Source organism: Cellulomonas sp. URHE0023 (assembly GCF_000688475.1).
In the GTDB taxonomy this organism is placed as follows: domain Bacteria; phylum Actinomycetota; class Actinomycetes; order Actinomycetales; family Cellulomonadaceae; genus Cellulomonas.
The window spans coordinates 1,193,347-1,210,391 of record NZ_JIAN01000005.1 but is presented as its reverse complement, the minus strand read 5'-3'; the positions used below and the strand labels follow the sequence as shown (position 1 = coordinate 1,210,391).

Annotated in this window: 15 protein-coding genes; 8 read left to right on the top strand and 7 right to left on the bottom strand. The window is 70.6% G+C overall.

The features are described 5' to 3' along the window. Window positions 1-76 precede the first annotated feature (76 nt). Together N553_RS0106235 and N553_RS0106230 are read left to right on the top strand one after the other, a co-directional pair. Window positions 77-868, top strand: a complete 792-nt coding sequence (locus tag N553_RS0106235) for an alpha/beta fold hydrolase (protein WP_028045811.1) — start codon at window positions 77-79, stop codon at window positions 866-868. A gap of 87 nt (window positions 869-955) precedes the next feature. Then, on the top strand, window positions 956-1,279 hold the full coding sequence (locus N553_RS0106230) for a hypothetical protein (RefSeq protein ID WP_156043717.1): 324 nt from the start codon (window positions 956-958) through the stop codon (window positions 1,277-1,279). Between the two features lie 15 nt (window positions 1,280-1,294). Here N553_RS0106230 and N553_RS0106225 read toward each other — a convergent pair whose 3' ends face one another. The 4 genes from N553_RS0106225 to N553_RS0106205 all read right to left on the bottom strand — a co-directional run bounded on the left by N553_RS0106225 (window position 1,295) and on the right by N553_RS0106205 (window position 5,615). Beyond that, entirely contained in the window at window positions 1,295-1,936 is a 642-nt protein-coding gene (locus N553_RS0106225) for an ANTAR domain-containing protein (protein ID WP_197029924.1), read from the bottom strand. Between the two features lie 249 nt (window positions 1,937-2,185). Continuing rightward, window positions 2,186-3,289, bottom strand: a complete 1,104-nt coding sequence (locus tag N553_RS25815; RefSeq protein WP_051639869.1) for a glycoside hydrolase family protein — start codon at window positions 3,287-3,289, stop codon at window positions 2,186-2,188. 524 nt (window positions 3,290-3,813) lie between these two features. Further along, window positions 3,814-4,959: a HAMP domain-containing sensor histidine kinase gene (locus N553_RS21405; RefSeq protein WP_051639868.1), complete on the bottom strand. Its 1,146-nt coding sequence runs from the start codon at window positions 4,957-4,959 to the stop codon at window positions 3,814-3,816. Window positions 4,960-4,961: 2 nt separating this feature from the next. Beyond that, complete coding sequence (locus N553_RS0106205) at window positions 4,962-5,615, bottom strand: response regulator transcription factor (protein ID WP_028045808.1); 654 nt, start codon at window positions 5,613-5,615, stop codon at window positions 4,962-4,964. Between the two features lie 157 nt (window positions 5,616-5,772). Between N553_RS0106205 and N553_RS0106200 the strand changes: the two genes are divergently transcribed. From N553_RS0106200 to N553_RS21400, 3 genes are all read left to right on the top strand, one after another. Continuing rightward, the gene (locus N553_RS0106200) at window positions 5,773-6,651 is read left to right on the top strand and encodes an ABC transporter ATP-binding protein (RefSeq protein WP_028045807.1); all 879 of its coding nucleotides are present in this window, start codon (window positions 5,773-5,775) and stop codon (window positions 6,649-6,651) included. Further along, window positions 6,648-7,640: an ABC transporter permease gene (locus N553_RS0106195; protein WP_028045806.1), complete on the top strand. Its 993-nt coding sequence runs from the start codon at window positions 6,648-6,650 to the stop codon at window positions 7,638-7,640. Before N553_RS0106200 ends, N553_RS0106195 begins: the two co-directional genes overlap by 4 nt. A 249-nt stretch (window positions 7,641-7,889) precedes the next feature. After that, window positions 7,890-9,605 carry a SpoIIE family protein phosphatase gene (locus tag N553_RS21400; RefSeq protein ID WP_051639867.1) on the top strand — a complete coding sequence of 572 codons (1,716 nt, stop codon included), beginning with the start codon at window positions 7,890-7,892 and terminating at the stop codon, window positions 9,603-9,605. A gap of 108 nt (window positions 9,606-9,713) precedes the next feature. Here the strand turns inward: N553_RS21400 and N553_RS0106185 are convergent, their stop codons facing one another. Next, window positions 9,714-10,127 carry a MarR family winged helix-turn-helix transcriptional regulator gene (locus N553_RS0106185; protein ID WP_028045805.1) on the bottom strand — a complete coding sequence of 138 codons (414 nt, stop codon included), beginning with the start codon at window positions 10,125-10,127 and terminating at the stop codon, window positions 9,714-9,716. Window positions 10,128-10,177: 50 nt separating this feature from the next. On the opposite strand from N553_RS0106185, the gene N553_RS0106180 reads away from it, so the two are divergent. Beyond that, a complete protein-coding gene (locus N553_RS0106180) occupies window positions 10,178-10,948 on the top strand; it encodes an alpha/beta fold hydrolase (protein ID WP_028045804.1) in 771 nt (256 codons plus the stop codon). Window positions 10,949-11,028: 80 nt separating this feature from the next. Here the strand turns inward: N553_RS0106180 and N553_RS0106175 are convergent, their stop codons facing one another. After that, window positions 11,029-12,465: a DUF1996 domain-containing protein gene (locus N553_RS0106175; protein WP_197029922.1), complete on the bottom strand. Its 1,437-nt coding sequence runs from the start codon at window positions 12,463-12,465 to the stop codon at window positions 11,029-11,031. A gap of 381 nt (window positions 12,466-12,846) precedes the next feature. Then, entirely contained in the window at window positions 12,847-15,513 is a 2,667-nt protein-coding gene (locus N553_RS0106170; RefSeq protein WP_156043716.1) for a discoidin domain-containing protein, read from the bottom strand. Window positions 15,514-15,818: 305 nt separating this feature from the next. Here N553_RS0106170 and N553_RS21395 point away from each other — a divergent pair, with 305 nt between their 5' ends. Further along, entirely contained in the window at window positions 15,819-16,400 is a 582-nt protein-coding gene (locus tag N553_RS21395; RefSeq protein WP_051639865.1) for a SigE family RNA polymerase sigma factor, read from the top strand. Beyond that, entirely contained in the window at window positions 16,397-17,023 is a 627-nt protein-coding gene (locus tag N553_RS0106160) for a hypothetical protein (protein WP_028045801.1), read from the top strand. Before N553_RS21395 ends, N553_RS0106160 begins: the two co-directional genes overlap by 4 nt. Window positions 17,024-17,045 lie beyond the last annotated feature (22 nt).

Here is a 17,045-nt window from a genome sequence, read left to right as displayed (position 1 = left end):
GTCGGGGGATGGGGATGCCGAGCCGGCGGGCTTCGCGCACCGCCCGGACGTCAGTGGGCGGCTCTAGCCTCGGCGCATGTTCCACGTCACCAGGGGGTCCGGGGCCCCGCTGCTGCTCGTCCACGGATTCTGCGTCGACCACCGGCTGCTGCTCACGCTTGATGGTGCCGCCGGTGCCCATGGGGGGTGGCGACGCATCTACGTCGACCTTCCGGGGATGGGTCGCTCCGATGCCGGTCCAGAGATCGACGGCTCGGACGCCGTCGCCGCGGCGTTGGTGCGTTTCGTGCAGGAGGAGCTTGGCGACGAGCCCTTCGCGGTGCTCGGCAGCTCCTACGGAGGCATGATCGCGCGAGACCTCGTGGCGCAGCTGCGTGACCAGGTTCTCGGCCTCGCGCTCCTCGCACCGCTCGTCGAGGCGGAGCCCGCCGCCCGTGACGTGCCGCCGCGGACCGTTCTCGTCGAGGATCCGACACTTCTGTCCTCGCTCGACCCGGACGACGCGCGTGAATACGCCGACATGGCCGTCGTCCAGTCAGCCGAGGGCTGGGCTCTGTTCCGGGACCACGCACTGCCGGGCCTGCGTGCGTTCCGGCCCGAGGTCATCGATCGGCTCCAGGCCAGGTACGCGCTCACGAAAGAGCCCGAGGCCGGTTCTCCGCCGTTCCTGCGCCCGACGCTCCTGGTCACCGGGCGCCAGGACCACGTCGTCGGCCACCGCTCGGCCGCTGCGCTCGTCGAGCGGCACTACCCGCACGCCACGACCGCGGTTCTCGACCGCGCCGGCCACAACGTGCACCTCGACCAGCCGGTGCTCACCGCAGCTCTTCTCGACGACTGGCTCTCGCGGATGGACGTCGACCGGTAGCCGACGTCACCACGCACCTCTCCGCTGCGGCCCGGGTGGTGGCGTGCCAACCTGAACCCGAGCCATCCGCCGGGGGAGGTGAGCTACGTGCCAGAGGCGCTGCTCCTTCTTCTGGTCCTGCCCTTGCTCGCAGGGTTGTGGGCACTACGGCGGCAGAGCACCAAGGACCCCGCGCGCCGCAGCGGGCAGCGCGACGATGCGACTCGGGAGCCGGACCGAGCGGCCTCGGACATGACCGTCGTCGGGAAGGTCGCGATGGCGGGTCTGGTCGCGGCCGCCCTGGTGATCGGCGTGCTACGCGTCACTGGCGGTGGCCCTGGATGGATCGTGATCGCGGCGTTGGCCGTCGGGGCCGTGTGCTTGACCACGGTGATCCTGAGCGAGAGGCGCCGGACCCGCTCACCCGGCTAGCGGTGTCCAGGAGGGTCAGCGCTCGTCGACAAGGGCTTGGGCGTAGGCGCTCGGATCGATGCCGGCGTGCGCTGCTGCCCTGGTCAGGTAGAGGCGTGCGGTGTCGGGATCGATGCCGTCGCGCGCCATGAGGTACCCGACGGCGATCTCGACAGCTTCACGCCCGGCGAGACGGGCAGGACCTTCGCGGGCGTCGTGCAGGCCGTGCATCGGTAGGTCGTGATTCATCACGGCGGTCTGGGCTGAGGCGCCGACCAGTGCCAGCAGGACGTTGGTGTGCGAGGTGAAGGCGTCGGGCCGGGTGGCGTAGGCGCTCAGCTCCCCGGTGACCCGCTCGTGCTCGTAGAACGCCATGGAGATGCTGGCGGCGCAGCGCGCGTCGGAGTCGGCGGCCCGTTCGTGTCGCCAGCGCCGCTCGGACAAGACGTCGCCGAGGTCGGCCGACCGGCGCTCCTGGGGAGGCGGCGCGAGCTCAGCGGCTGGGTCGGCGAGGGCCACGGTCACACCCGATGACGGCTCCGTGAGGCAGATCGCGATGCACGAGGGCACGAGCTCGGCGATCAGCTGAGCGCGGTCCAGCAACGCATCGCCTAGCCCAGGGCTGCCCTTGCTCTCGAGCATGTCGAGCACGCGTCGGCTCTCAGGAAGAAGAAGCATCGCGGCCCACCGCCCAAGCGAGACGGTTCGGCCCGGGGGGGTGTCGGTGTGCATGGAACCGTTCCTGACGGGCCGCGATCGCCCGGCGTAGTGCCGCTCATCGCAGCCGGTCCGCTCAGAAGGAGCAGGCTCAAGGGAGCCGACGACCCTTTCAGCATGCGCCCCGATGTCAAGCGGTCAGCGGCGCCGGCCGACGACCTCGATGCTCCGCCGGGCCCGCACAGTGAATCTGGGCATCGCCTCGCTCCGCTAGCCCTTGCCCGCGGCGCGGTACGCGACACCCGCAGGAGTCGGGGTAGACCCGTCGCGGTACAGACCCGTCCCGGGTTCGAGGGCCGGCAGCCCGAACCACGCGTAGCGCTCGACGTACGGGGTGGACTCGAACATCGCCGTGGACGCGGCGATGAAGGCAACCATCTGGTCGTCGGAGGCGACCCTCCCACTGCCCGAGAAGTCGATCAGGCTGTACTCGGTGACCCAGATGGGCAGCCCGTAGCGCGCATGGACGGCGGCTACGTACCGCTGCAGCTGGTTGACCGCATCCGGCCCGAAGTCCGAGCCGTACCAGTGCAACGTGATGAAGTCGACGCGCAGACCACGAGTCTTGGCGCCGGTCATGAACTGATCCAGCCAACCACCCGCACGGTCCGCGCCCCAGGCGACCGCCGGGCTGCCCAGCCGCTTGCCGGTTGCCTGCAGCTGCGGCCAGAGCTCGAGCGCGCGGTCGACCGTCATGTCGGCCTGGCCACCCATGTCGGGCTCGTTGAAGCCGAGCAGCGTCGATCCGGGTGCCGCGAGCGCGCCCGGCGTCACGTTCGCCGCACCCCAGATCATCGGCACGTACTCGACGCCGGGCGGCGCCGGCATCGAGGTGTTCGACGTCGACCAGTTGTAGTACCAGCCGACGCCGACGTCCTGCAGGGCCGCCGTCGCACCCGAGAACTCCCACGTCGCGACGCCCTTCTTCGCGGTGTGCGTCGCGGGGGGCAGCGGCGCTGCGGGGGCGGGCGCGGCGGCGCCGGGAGCCTTGGGCTGCGTGGCCGTCGAGGGCTGCGGAGGTGCCGGCGCGGGCGTCCCGACGGCTGCGGGCGCCCCCGCGGTCGGCGACGGGACCGGAGTCGCGACAGGGGTCTCGGACGCGGTCGCTGTCGGCGTCGGTGGGGCCGTCTTGGGTCCGGACGAGGCGGCTGCCGGCCGTGCCGACGCGCTGGGGCTCAGCGGAACCGGCGATGCGACCTCAGGTGCAGCTGAGGACGAACGCACCAGCGCGATGCCCCCGCAGGCGGCGAGCAGCACGACGACAGTGAGGAGCGCGATGCGTCGGCGGCGAGACGTCACCCAGGAGGGAAGCATGGCAGGCATGATCGCGTACGAGGGCGGACCTGGTGTCGGCGTCTCGCTGAGACGTCTGGCATCAATCGTCAGGTTCGAACGATCAGGTCTGCGCGAGCGCCAACCAGACCGTGTAGGAGATCCAGGCCAGCGCCACCGCGCCGCCCACGAAACCGGGTCCGGCGTGCGGCCCACGGGACGAACGCCAGGAGACCTCCGCTCACCGCTGCAGCACCCAGCCCTGCGAGCAGGCTGATGTACGGCCCTGGCGTCGCCAGACGTCAGATCGGCAGTTGCCGAAGCCGCAGGCTGCGACCACCAGGGCGACCCAGGAGAACGCGGAGTCGACCGCGACCGCGACGAGCACAGGGATGATCAGCCAGCTCGACCGCCCCCGAGGACTCGATCCTGCCGCCGACCTTCGCCGACGCACCGAGTGTCACCGTGGCGCCTGCACGAACGTGACCGGCGATCTGGCAGTTCGTCGTCAGGTAGACCCTCCCCGAGGCGATCAGGCTTCCGCCGACGTGTTCTCACGGGCTTGCTCAGGTGTCAGGTGGCGTCGTCCCGAGAGGAAACGTCACCTCCACGACAAGACCGCCCTGGGGCCGTGGGAAGGCGGTGGCCGTCGCACCGTGGGCACGGGCGATCGCGCTCACGATCGACAGGCCGAGGCCGTGGTGGCCGTCGTGGACGCTGCGGTGCAGCCGCTGGAACGGCTCGAACAGACGGTCGACCTGGTCCGCGGGGACGGCCTCGCCGGTGTTGGCGACGACGAGCACCGCGGCGCCGATCGTGCGGCGGAGGGCGACCTCCACGGTGCCGCCTGGCACGTTGTGCTGGATGGCGTTGTCGCAGAGGTTGACCACCAGCCGGCTGAGCAGCACCGGATCGCCGGGTATCCGCACCGGCCGCAGCGATGTCGTCACCTCTAGGCCGTGCAGCGCAGCCTCGGGCACCCGCTCACGCAGCGCGAGCTCGACCAGGGCCGCGAGGTCCACCTGCTCGTCGGCACCGCGGCCCTGCGCGCTGCTGGACAGCGTGAGCAGCGACTCCAGCAGCTGTCCGCGCTGCTCGCTGATCACCAGCAGCCGGGCAAAGTTCGACCGGAACGACTCCAGACCCGCTGCAGGGTCGATCAGCGGTTCCTCGAGCAGCGCGCGCTCGACAGTGAGCGGGGTCCTCATCTCGTGCGCCGCATTGGCGACGAACCCGCGCTGCGCGTCGAGCGCCGTCTCCAGCCTTCCGAGAAGGCCGTCGACGGTGTCGGCCAGATCCGTGAGTTCAGTGCGGCGACCGGGAAGGGCCAGCCGCTCGTGCACGCTTCGGAAGGAGATCTGACGCAGCACCTGGGTCATGGTCAGCACCGGACGGAGCACGCGGCCGGCGATCAGCCAACCGAGCAGCAGCGAGATCACGGCCATGAGGGCGAGCGCGATCAGGGGCTGCTCCACCCGGTCGGCGAGCTGACCCCCCGCGTCGAGCTCGGAGAGCTCCGGGAGCGGCAGCGGGCTGTCGTCGGCCGATTCGGGCGGACCCCAGGCGTCCAGGGTCTCGGCCAGCGCCCACATGATCCCCAGAAGGGCCGCGCTCGACATGACCGAGACGAGGCAGTACAGGAGCGTCAGTCGGAGCCGCAGGGGATGCTTTCCGAACCGTGTTCTCGACCGCTTCCGCTCCTCGGCCCGCATGGTCAGATCCGGTACCCGGCTCGGGGCGCCGTCTCGATGACCGGCGGGTCGCCGAGCTTGGCTCGGAGCCTGTTGACCGTGGCCTTCACCGTCGTGGTGAACGGGTCGGTCGCCTCGTCCCAGACCCGGTCGAGCAGCTCCTCGGCAGACACGACCCGGCCGGCACAGGTCATCAGGTATTCGAGCACGGCGAACTCCTTCGGACTGAGGGGCAGACGGGCCCCGGCGCGTGACGCGGTCCGCTGTGCCGGATCGAGGCGCAGGTCACCGCGGGTCAGCACCGGCGGCGCGGACGGCTGCGAGCGTCTGGCGAGCGCTCGGATCCGGGCGACCAGCTCGGCGTACGCGAACGGCTTGGGCAGGTAGTCGTCGGCGCCCAGTCCGAGCCCATCCACCCGGCTCGCGATGGTGCCCGACGCGGTCAGCATGAGCACGCGGCTCGTCGATCCGCGGTCGACGAGCGTGCGACAGACGTCATCCCCGTGCACCACCGGCAGATCACGGTCCAGCACGACCACGTCGTACGGGACCACCGTCACCCGCTCCAGCGCCGCCCCGCCGTCATAGGCCACGTCGACGGCCATGCCTTCGCGCCGGAGCACCCGCGCGACGGAGTCGGCCAGGTCGGGCTGGTCCTCCACCACGAGCACCCGCATCACAATCCTCCTCCGCGTGACCGCTCGGCTGCTCGGGCCGACGCTAGCGATCGACCGGTCACGGTCGGGTCACAGCCGCGCGGACCGTGCTGTGACCGTGCCCCGCCTAAGAAGTGTCACTGAGAGCACCAGCCCAGGAAAGAAGGCGGGGAGACCAATGACTGTGGCAATCCGTACGACCGCGCTCACCAAGCGCTATGGCCGCCATCTGGCCCTTGACGACTGCACGTTGGCCATCCCGCAGGGCCGGATCGTCGGCCTGGTCGGCCCCAACGGCGCGGGCAAGTCGACGCTCCTCGGGCTGATGTCGGGCATGGTCGCGCCGACGAGCGGGAGCATCGAGGTGCTCGGGCGTAGGCCCGCCGCCGGTGCCGAGCAGCTGTCGAGGGTCGGGTTCGTCGCCCAGGACGCACCGGTCTACGGTCGGCTGACCGTGGCTGAGCACCTCGTGCTCGGCGCACGGTTGAACCCGCGGTGGGACGACGCGTTCGCAGTGCGGCGGACGCGCGAGCGCGGGCTGGACCCAGGGAAGAAGGCCGGCTCGCTCTCGGGCGGCCAGCGGGCCCAGCTGGCGCTGACGATCGCCGCGGCCAAGCGGGGCGAGCTGCTGGTGCTCGACGAGCCGGTGGCCGCGTTGGACCCGCTCGCGCGGCGCGCCTTCCTGCGTGACCTGCTCGACTTCGTCGACGAGCTCGGGGTGAGTGTCGTGCTCTCGTCGCACCTGCTCGGTGACGTGGAGCAGGTCTGCGACCACCTCGTCGTGCTCGCCGGCGGCCGCACCGAGCTCGCCGGCGACGTCGCCGACCTGCTCGGCGTCCACCACCGCATCACCCGTCGCCCGGGCGAGGATCTTCAGCTGCCGGCCGGGGCCGAGGTGATCCATGCCGAGACGAGCGGCGGCGAGTCGGTCATGATCGTCCGCTCCGCGCAGGAGCCTGCGAGGTCGGAGCCGGTCGACCTCGAGGACGTGACCCTTGCCTACCTGACCCGGGCCACGACGGCGGTCCCGGCAGCCGTGACGGGGGCGGTCCGATGACCTGGCTGACCTGGCGGCAGGCCCGTGCGCAGCTTCTCGTCGCATCGGTCGCGCTGGCAGCGCTCGCGGTCTACCTCGTCAGCCTGGGCGGCTCGATCCGGCGCTTCTACGACGAGCGGATCGCCGGTTGCGAGGGGCAGGCCTGTTACCTCGCACGGTGGGACCTGCGGGCCGGTTTCGACGACGGGGTGTCGGTCGCGATGGTGCTGCTCCTCGCGGTCCCCGGCCTGATCGGCGTCTTCTGGGGTGCGCCGCTGGTGGCCCAGGAGCTCGAGCAGCGCACCGAGCGGTTGGTGTGGAACCAGAGCATCACGCGTCGCCGGTGGCTGGCGGTCAAGCTGCTGGTCGTCGGCCTGTGCGGTGCCGCGATGAGCGGCCTTTTCAGCCTCCTGCTGACCTGGAGCGTGAGCCGGTACGACCAGGTGGTCGGTGGGCGCTTCGCGGCCTTGGGCTTCGCGTCGCGCAATCTCGTGCCGATCGGGTACGCGCTGTTCGCATTCGTTCTGGGCAGCGTGATCGGCATGGTGCTTCGGCGCACCCTGCCGGCCATGGCGGTCACCCTCGTCGTCTTCGCGGCCGTCCAGCTCCTCGTCCCGACAGCCGTGAGACAGCACCTCGTACCGGCCGTCACGACGACTGTCGCCGTTGACGCCGCCGTCCTGAACAGCGGGGTCGGGATGCGCCTGAATGAGGACGACACCTTCGACCTGCAGGGGTACGTCGCCGAGGGCAGCTGGTCGCTGGACTTCTCGGCGCCGCTGTCCAAGGCGGACGGCTCCTCCTACACGGGCGAGGACGCGAAGCCTTGCCTCCTTCCCGAGGACATGGCGGCCGGCGACGCCTGCGTCGTCGCGCAGGACCTGCACTTCGAGTACACCCATCAACCGGCGGACCGGTATTGGACGTTCCAGTGGATCGAGCTGTCCATGTTCGTCGGCCTCGCACTCGTGCTGGCCGGGTTCGGCTTCCTCTGGATCCGCCGCCTCTGACGGTCCGGGCCCCGCCGTCGACGAAGCACTCCAGGCCATTGGCTCTCAGCGGCCCTCGTCGCGCGCCCAGCCCTTCAGCCCTTTGCCGCACGACGACTTCTCGAGAGATGGGCGACGCGTGCGACGGCGGCGATCACGCCGTCCGTCGAGCTGACCGGGCTCGCACACGCGATTCGGGCGTGGAGTCAGGTCGCGGGCTAGCATTTTCGCCAGGACCGGACCTCGGGCGGCGTGCGGTGGAGGTGGACGGTGCATCACGATCACGCGCACGACGGGCGGGTCGCTCGTCTGCTGGAGGCGATGCCCGCGGCGATGTTCCTCGTGGACGCCGACTGGCGGTTCAGCTACGTCAACGCCGCCGCGGAGGCGCTCCTGGGCGCGACGCGCGCGGAACTGCTGGGCCAGCGCCTGTGGCAGCGCTACCCGGCCGTCGTCGGAACCGCCTTCGAGCGGAACTACCGCGCTGCGGTCGCGACCGGTGAGTCGGTGACGTTCGAGGCGCCCGGCTCCTTGAACGGTGAGACGGCCTACGAGGTGCGCGCCTGGCCCGGACCGGACGGGCTGGCCGTGTACTTCCAGGACGTCACCGCCCGCCGCCAGGCTCAGCTGCATGACGCCCGTGAGGCGCGACGTGCGGCTCTGCTCGGCGAGGTCACGGCCCAGCTGGCCGAGGTTCTCGACACCGAGCAGGGCCTGAAGCGCCTGGCCCGGCTGCTGGTGCCCGAGCTGGCGGACTGGTGCGTGGTGACGTCCGTGGACGAGCACGACACCGGCCGTGCGCGCCTGGTTCAGGAGGTGGCCTGCGCCCACACGGACCCGGCCGCTCTGCCCCTCGTCGAGCGGTACGTCAAGGCTCGTGGCGAGGCGGCCGTCGACACCCCGTACGTCAGGCGCGCGCTGCAGTCCGGCGAGGTCATGGCCGTACCCGCGGGCTCTGCCGAGAGCATCGGTGCGAGCCTCCCTCCCGGGGAGGCGCGCGACCTGCTCGCCGAGCTCGCCCCGGACAGCGGGCTGCTGTTCGGCCTGCGCGGACGGGGCCGCACGACCGGCCTGGTCACCATGTTCAACTCGGTCAGCCGTGGAGGCATCAGCCCAGAGGACCTGATCCTCGCCCAGGAGATCTCCACCCGCGCCGGTCTCGCGCTCGACAACATTCGCCTCTACCAGCAGCAGCGCCGGGTCGCCGAGGGCCTGCAGCTGTCCCTGCTCAGCGCACCGGCCCACCCGGACCACGTCCAGGTCGCCGTCCGCTACGTGCCCGCCGCCGAGGCCGCCCACGTCGGCGGCGACTGGTACGACGCCTTCATGCAGGCCGACGGGCACGCCGTGCTCGTCATCGGCGACGTCGTCGGCCATGACCTGCGCGCGACCGCCGCCATGGGTCAGCTGCGCTCCAAGCTGCGGGCCGTCGCCGTGGCCACCGGCGCCGCACCCGGCGACCTGCTCACTCGGGTCGACCAGACGTTGCGCACCCTGAACTCGCGCGCGATCGCCACCGCCGTGGTCGCCCAGATCGAGCCGCGCGCCGCCGGCTCACCCACCGGCTCGGCCACGATCCGGTGGTCCAACGCCGGTCACCCCCCGCCCATGCTGGTGGCCCCAGACGGTGCCGTCACAACGATCGAGAACGCCCGCTCGGACCTTCTGCTCGGCGTGCAGCCGGACACCGACCGGCAGGAGTCCACCCTCGAGCTCACCCAGGGGGCGACGTTGCTCCTGTACACCGACGGCCTCGTCGAGAGCCGCAGCCAGCCACTTCAGCGCGGCCTCGATCGACTGAGCTCCACCCTCGGCCCGCTCGCCGAGCTCGAGCTCGAGACGCTCTGCGACCAGCTCTTGACCGAGATGCTGCCGCCGTACCCCCAGGACGACGTCGCCATCCTCGCCATCCGCTTGCGCCCCGCCCCTGACGGCCCAGGACGACACTCCGTCGAACCGGCGCCGACACCGTGGTCCGAGGGGTAGCCGAGGTCAACCTGCTCGTGACGACGACGCGCCGCTCCGTCGGCACCGTGGTCGCTCGTGCGCGTGTCGTTGGGCAGGACGACGAGCGGGCCGCCCCGTACCGGGGCCTTACTCCTGCGCGGTGAGAGCGGCGAGCGCCTGCATCAGATCGCTGCGCTGTTCCTCGTCCAGCGGTGCGAAAAGCTCCTCGAGCACACCCGCTGCCACCTCGTGGCCACCTTTGAGTGCGGCCCGACCGGTGTCGGTGAGGGTGTGCACGAGCCGGCGCCCGCGTCCCGCCGAGCGCAGGATGAGCTCGCGTTCCACGAGCCGCGTGGCGAGCGTCCCGAACGCCTGGTCGCTCTGGAACGTGGCGACGGCGAGGTCGTGGCTCGACGCGTCGGGCATCCGGTCGATGGCCCGGAGGGCATCCCACTGCACGAGGCTGACGCCGACGTCGCGGAGGGCGGCGTCCATGGTGCGGTGGTTCCGGTACTGCGCGCGTTTGAGCGCGTGCCCGAGAAGCGCGAGGTCCGTCGTCATGGTGCTACGGTATCAACACGTTTACATCAATATGTTTAGTTAGGCGGATCATGACCAGCATCCTCCCTGCAGACGTCCCCCTCCTCGAGGCCGGCGACCCCAGCGCGCGACCTGCGTTGGTCCTCCACGGTGGCGGCGGACCTCGGACCGTCGCGCCGATCGTCGGGCAGCTCGCGGCGACCCTGCACGCCTTCGCACCCACGCACCCCGGCTGGGACGGAACGCCCCGGCCGGAGTCCGTGGCCTCCGTCGCCGACCTCGCGCACGCGTACCTGGCGCGGCTCGTCGACCGTGGGGAGCGCGACGTCGTCGTGGTGGGCTCGTCGATCGGGGGCTGGATCGCCCTCGAGATGGCCGTGCAGGCCGCAGCCCACGAGCGGTATGACGGCGTGATCGGCGCCCTCGTGGTGGTCGACACCGTGGGAGCCGTGGTCGACGGTGAGCCGATCGCCGACTTCTTCGCCCTGGACGCGCGCGGTCTCGCAGAGGTTGCGTGGCACGACCCCGAGCGCGGCTTCATGGATCCGGCCCGCCTGACCGACGAGCAGCGTGCGATGCAGCAGGAGAACGGGAAGACCATGCGCGCCGTGGCGGGCACGAGCATGAGTGACCCGACCTTGCTCGACCGCCTCGTGGTGGTCAAGGTCCCCACCCTCGTGGTGTGGGGTGCCAGCGACCGTGTCGTCACCCCGGCCTACGGGCGGGCCGTCGCCGCGGCGGTGCCCGGGGCGACCTTCGTCGAGATCGCGGCGGCGGGTCACCTCCCCCACCTCGAGGCACCTGCGGCCACCTGGGCGGCGATCGACTCCTTCCTCGGATGAGCTGGGCGGTGAGGAGGCCCGGCACCGGAAGACCCGGCCCGGCCAGTGGCCGGACCGGGTCTCCCTAGGGTCACGACGGGTCAGAAGCCGCCCGCAGCGTTGCACTTCGCGGACTGGTTGATGCAGGTCCGCACCCGCTGGGCCAGGGCGGCCGGATCCCAGGCGTTGAAGAAGTCACCGTGCATCGAGAACGTCGATCCCGAGGCGAGAGTGACGTTCGTCGTGTCCATGCCGAGCGGCCAGGACATCACGAACGACAGGTGCGGGAGCGCGACGGGGTGGGTCGTCGGGCAGCCTCCCGCAACAGGGTTCGCCACATGGGCCTTGTGGTCGGGGCTGTCGAGGTGGATGCCGTCCCAGCACTGGGGGAACACCAGCTGGTAGGTGAGCTGGGCGGTCGGCGCACAGATCGGCATCACACCGTCCGCGGTCCGGCCGGTGGCCCCGCCGATGCCCGCGCACCAGAAGTGGTTGCCCTGCTTGTCCGGGGTGTCCGTCTGCTGCTTGGCGTTGCCGACGATCATCCGGAAGCCCTCAGGGAAGGGCTGCACACGGCTCGGGTCCGGAACGCTCGACCCGTAGTAGACGATGACCCCACCGACGGGGTCCACGGCCGTTCCGTTCGAGTAGAGCGTCGGGACCCAGTACGCCGACTTGTCCTCGACCGGGTTGCAGTTGGTGCCGCCGGCCTTGAGGGAGGCGAGCGTCGTGGCCGCATTGGTCGTCGTGGCCCCGAGGAAGGTGTGGTTGTGCGAGGCGCCGGGCTGGTTCGGGAACACGATCGGGTCGTCGTTCAGGTGGTGGCTCACCTGGCACAGGGCGTGGAACTCGGGGACCCGCACCGGGTTGTTGGTGATGGGCTTGGGTGTCAGCGCGAAGAACGCCTTGGTGTCGGCGGCCTGCTTGACCGGGTCGACGGAGATCCAGCCCGCCGTCGGCATCGGGGGCATCGTGTGCGACTCGTCGGCAGTGATCGTGAACCAGTTGAGGTTCACGAAGTCGCCGGCCTGCGGGCTGTGCATGACCAGGTAGACGGTGTGCGCACCGGTGGCCATCGTCATCGAGCTCGCGGTCTTGGTCGTCCACGTCTGCCACGAGCCCGTGGACGAGACGGCAAACGTGCCCAGCAGGGGGCCGGTCTGTGAGTCCGCGCGCAGCTCCACGGTGCCGCCGGCGCTGCTCGCCGAGGCCAGGCGCAGGGTGGCGTTGTGGGCGCCCGCCAGCCCGAGGTTGACGTTGTCGTACCGGAGCCAGTCGCCGTCGGCGAGCCAGCCGACGTTCCTGCCGCCGCCCGCGTCGCCCGTGTCCTCGGTCTGGGCGCCCGACTGCGCGCTGTACGACTCCGCCTGGACCGTGACGGTCTCCGCTGCGGAGGCTGCGTTGAGCGGTCCGACGGTCACGGCGAGCGCGCCGGCAACGGCGAGCGTCAGGACGGCCACCGCACGGCGTCCGCGCAACGTCCGGCCGGGTCCTGTTGCAGCCGGCGACGCTGCCGTCCGCTGGGGTGTGCTGTTCACGATTCCTCCGAGATCGGACGAAATGGGCATAGCGCACCGTACTCGCTCAGGGAGCGTTCTCTCAATGCTGAGACGGTGATTGCCGCACAAACCCGCGGTCTCTCACCCGCTCGATTGTCTGCGGTCGGGATCCGATTCAGAGAGCGCTCCCTAAATGTGTTCACGCTCGGACGTGGCGAGTTGGCGCCCAGCTCGGCCTTGCATCCTGGTGTGGGGGACACAGCCCGCGTCGGTGCCTGCATCCGGCGCGGGCCGCTGAACCGCGCCTCATGCGACTGTGCCCGAGGCTTCCGCACAGACGCAAGGAAACGCCGGCCGGCCCGTCAGGGCCGGCCGGCGCACGTCACCTGCTGCGTCTCGTGACGACAGTGATGCCTCTCGTCACGGGTAGCTCAGCATGTAGGCGTTGTTCGTGCCGCTGTTCACCCCCGGGCCGGTGCCGTTGATGACGTGGGACATGCTCCCGACGCCCCCGAGGGAGACCACGGCCATGTTCTGGAAGCGCACGTTCGCGTTCGCGGGCGCCTCGAACGTGTTGAAGAGGTTGACCGTCGGGTCCGCCTGGAAGAACACGTAGCTGCCGAGACCCTGACCCAGGAACGAGGTCACGTTGTTCGCGACCTTGATCGACGGGTAGCCCTGGGTCGAGCCGTTCATCCACGCGGCCTGGTTCGGCGGGTCGTACGGCTTCTCGTTCTGGAAGAAGATGATCCGCCCGCCCTGGCCGTTCCAGATGACCTCGTTCTTCTGGTAGTGCTCGACGAACAGGCCGGTCGTCAGGACGTTGTTGCCGTTGACGACGAGACCGGTGTCGGCAGTGTTGATCGTCCAGCCGACGGTGCCGCCGTTGCCGTGGTCGGCGCGCCACATCCACGTGTGGTCGACGATCGTGTTGCTGCTGTTGACGACCAGCGAGTTGGTTGCCTTGCCGGCCACGCGGCCGCCGATGCGGAAGAAGACGTCCTGCACGGTGACCGGGTTGGCGGCACGGTCGGTGCCGATCCCCGCGGTGGTGCCGACCGTCATCAGGGAGCTGCTGTTGGTGGTGCCGGCATCGATGAACATGCCCTTGACGCGGACACCGTCGACGTCACCGATCGAGATGGCGGTGACGCCCCCCTGCGGGACCAGCGTGGCGTAGCCCATGCCGAGCAGGACGGTGTCGGGCCGGTTGACGACGATCGGCGCGGTGAGGTTGTAGACGCCCGGCGAGAACACGACGTGGCAGCCACCGGCGATGCGGTCGTTGATCGTCGCGACGCTGTCCGACGGGCGTGCCACGAACACCTGGCTGAAGCTGACGGACGTGCCGGGGGTCGGCGCGCCGACGGCCCAGCTAGGACCGTTCGCGTTGGTGCGCAGGCTCGGCAGGAACAGGCGGTACTCGTTGTTGGCGAAGTAGATGTACGGGACGTCACGCGTAGCCGGCGTGGAGCCGACGTTCGTGTGGTGCACGCCGCTCGGTGCGGTGGAGAAGTTCGTCGCCGGTGCGCCGTTCACGCCGGAGAAGACCATGTTCCAGTTGGAACCGCTCCAGCTGCCGAACGTGCTGTCCTTGCTGTACCACTGCTGCTGGGACGCCGACTCGACGGACCCCGAGACGCGGGTGTCCGAGATGTAGCCGCCCGAGGACCAGCCGTACGACGCCGGGAACAGGTCGAGGCCGCCGTTGACGTTCATCCGGCGGAACGGTGCGGCCTGGGACACGCCCCAGCGGTTGCGCCCACCGTTCGTGTTGATCGTCATGTTCTCGGCGCTGCGCCAGAAGTTCTGCGTCGCGTTGCCGGCGTCGCTCGCGTTGAACGCGTCGACCGTGACGGCGCCGTTGATGGTCACGCCGTCGGGGTTCTGCGCGAGGCCCTGGATCGAGGTGTTGAAGCCGATGTTCGCGTACACGTTGTACGAGCCGGGCTTGAACAGGAGCGCGTCACGCCGGTCGTGGAACTGGTGGCTCTGCGTGTCCTTCTGGGCCTCGAACACCTCGTTCAGCGACGTCTGGATCGTGGCGTCCGGCGTGCTGTCCTCGAAGATGCGCACGTTCGGGCCGAAGTCGGGAACGGTCGGCTGGGCGGCGCAGGTGGTGGGAGGAGTCACGGTGCCACCTAGGTTGACCTGGAAGTCCCAGAGCGAGTAGCCGTAGCCCGTACCGCGGACGGTGCCGGTCATGCGCACGTAGCGCCCGCTGCCGTTGACGGTCAGGGTGTCGATGCCGCCGTCACCGGTCGTCGTGGTGAAGAGGTTGGTCCACGGGCCGGTGGCGGAGTCGCTCGACTGGACCTGGTAGGAGCGGCCGTACGCCGCCTCCCAGTTGAGCACCACGCGGCAGATGCTCTGCGTGCTGCCGAGGTCGACCTGGACCCACTGCGGGTCGGAGGCGGCGCTGGACCAGCGCGTCGTGGTGCTGGCGTCGAAGGCGCTCGCGGCGGGCGTGCCGGCGTTCTCCGTCGACGACGCCGACGATGGCTTGTTCAGCGCCGAGTTCACGCCCGTGTTGCACGTGGTGGGCGGCGGGTCGCCGGCGCCGCCGAAGACCTGGAACTCCCACAGCGAGTAGCCGTACGCCGTCCCGCGCTGGGTGCCGTTCATGCGGACGTAGCGGCCGGAGCCGGCCACCGTGAGGGTGTCGACGCCGCCGTCACCCGTCGTGGTCGAGTAGACGTTCGTCCACGGTCCGGTCGCCGACGTGGAGACCTGGATCTGGTAGGCGCGTGCGTACGCCGCTTCCCAGTTGAGAACCACCTGGTCGATGGTGACCGTCGCGCCCAGGTCGACCTGGATCCACTGCGGGTCGGAGAACGCGCTCGCCCAGCGGGTGCCGGCGTTGCCGTCGACGGCGTTCGCCGCGGCCGTTCCTGCGTTCTCCACCGAGGACGCGGTCACGGGCTTGCCCTGGGAGACCAGTGGGCTCGCGGCGTGCGCGGTGGGGACGAGCGGGGTGATGGTCGCGTACGACATCAGCATCGCGACCGCGGTCAACACAATGATGATCAGACGTCGTGGCAGAGGTGTGGGCGCCATGAGGGTGGCGGTCCCAGCAGATCGGGTCATAGGTGATGCTCCTTGGGAGCTCGCAGAAGGTTGGCGGAGGCACCGCCGCTGCTGCGACGGGGAGGGGATGCGCGCGCAGGGGTCAACCTGCGCGCACGGGACGATCACGACCTTGTGAGTCCGGTGTCACTCATCAGGAAGAGGCTCCGCTGCCTCGTCCTGGGTGACTTACTAACAGGACAGTAAGTGAATTCACCCGCTGGCGCCAGAGGGTGAGACAGCCTGCGCGGTCACGGCCTGCCGGCGTGCAACCATTCCCGCTGCCGGACCCGTCTAGCGGGTATGAGCACACAGAGAGCACGCACATGAGACCGGACGAGGACTTCCGGACGTGGGCGGCGCAGCACCGCCCGATGCTGGTCCGCACCGCGACCCTGCTGACGGCGGGTGACCCGCACACCGCCGAGGACGTGGTCCAGACTGCCCTGACCAAGCTCTACCTCGCGTGGCCCCGGCTGCGCGCGGCGGACAACCGCACCGCGTACGCCCGTCGGGTCCTCGTGAACGCGTTCACCGACGAGATGCGTGCGACCCGGCGGCAGCGCGAGCACCTGCGCCCCGAGCTGCCGGACCGCCCGGTCGGCGGCGGGACGGTCGGCGAGGACACGCGGCTGGTGTTCGAGGCCCTGGCCGAGCTGCCCGAGCGCATGCGGGCCACGGTCGTGCTCCGGTACTTCCACGACCTCAGCGTCGCCGACACCGCGCGAGCGCTCCGGTGCACGCAGGGAACCGTCAAGAGCCAGACCGCCCGGGGCCTCGAGAAGCTCGGGCGCCGGCTCGGACCCCTGCTCCACGACGACGACCCCCGCCCGGTGGGCGCCAGTACCCCTGCGGGTGCGACAACCCCCTCCGTCCACCCCGTCACGACCCTTGGGAGCCTGTCATGAACGACCTCCACACCCTGCTGTCCCGCGCCGCCGCCGACATCGACGCGACGCCCACGGCCGCCGTCCTCGACGACGACGTCACCCGCGGGGCGCACGCCCGTCGCCGCCGCCGGGGCTTCGTCGGCAGCGGCCTGGCGGTGGTCGCCGTCGCCACGGTCGCGCTCGGGGCGTCGCTCGTGCCCACGGCGTCCCCGGCGGCCGCCGCCGAGCTCGTCGAGTACACCGCCGAGCAGCCGCCCGGGTTCACCATCGCCGAGGTTCCCGAGGGGTGGCACGTCCTGTCGTCGGATGCGAGCAGCCTGATCCTGGCGGACGCGGGTGACGACGGGGCGGACCCGAGCATGGTCGTCGGCCGGATCGTGGCGAGCCTCGTGAACGAGGACTTCATGCCGACCTCACTGACGGCCGAGACGGTCACCGTCGACGGCCAGGAGACGCTCGTGTACGACCTCCTCGGCGAGGACGGCACCCCGAGCGGCACGCTCGGGGTCTACGTGCCCGAGGGCGGCGGGGACTACCTCGAGGTCCAGCTTCCCGCGACGCTCAACTGGACCCCCGAGATCGCCGCCAGGTTCGCCGACGGGCTCGACGTCACGGACAGCGCGGAGCACACGGTCGGCTGACCCACCGGCCGGGCGGTGGAGG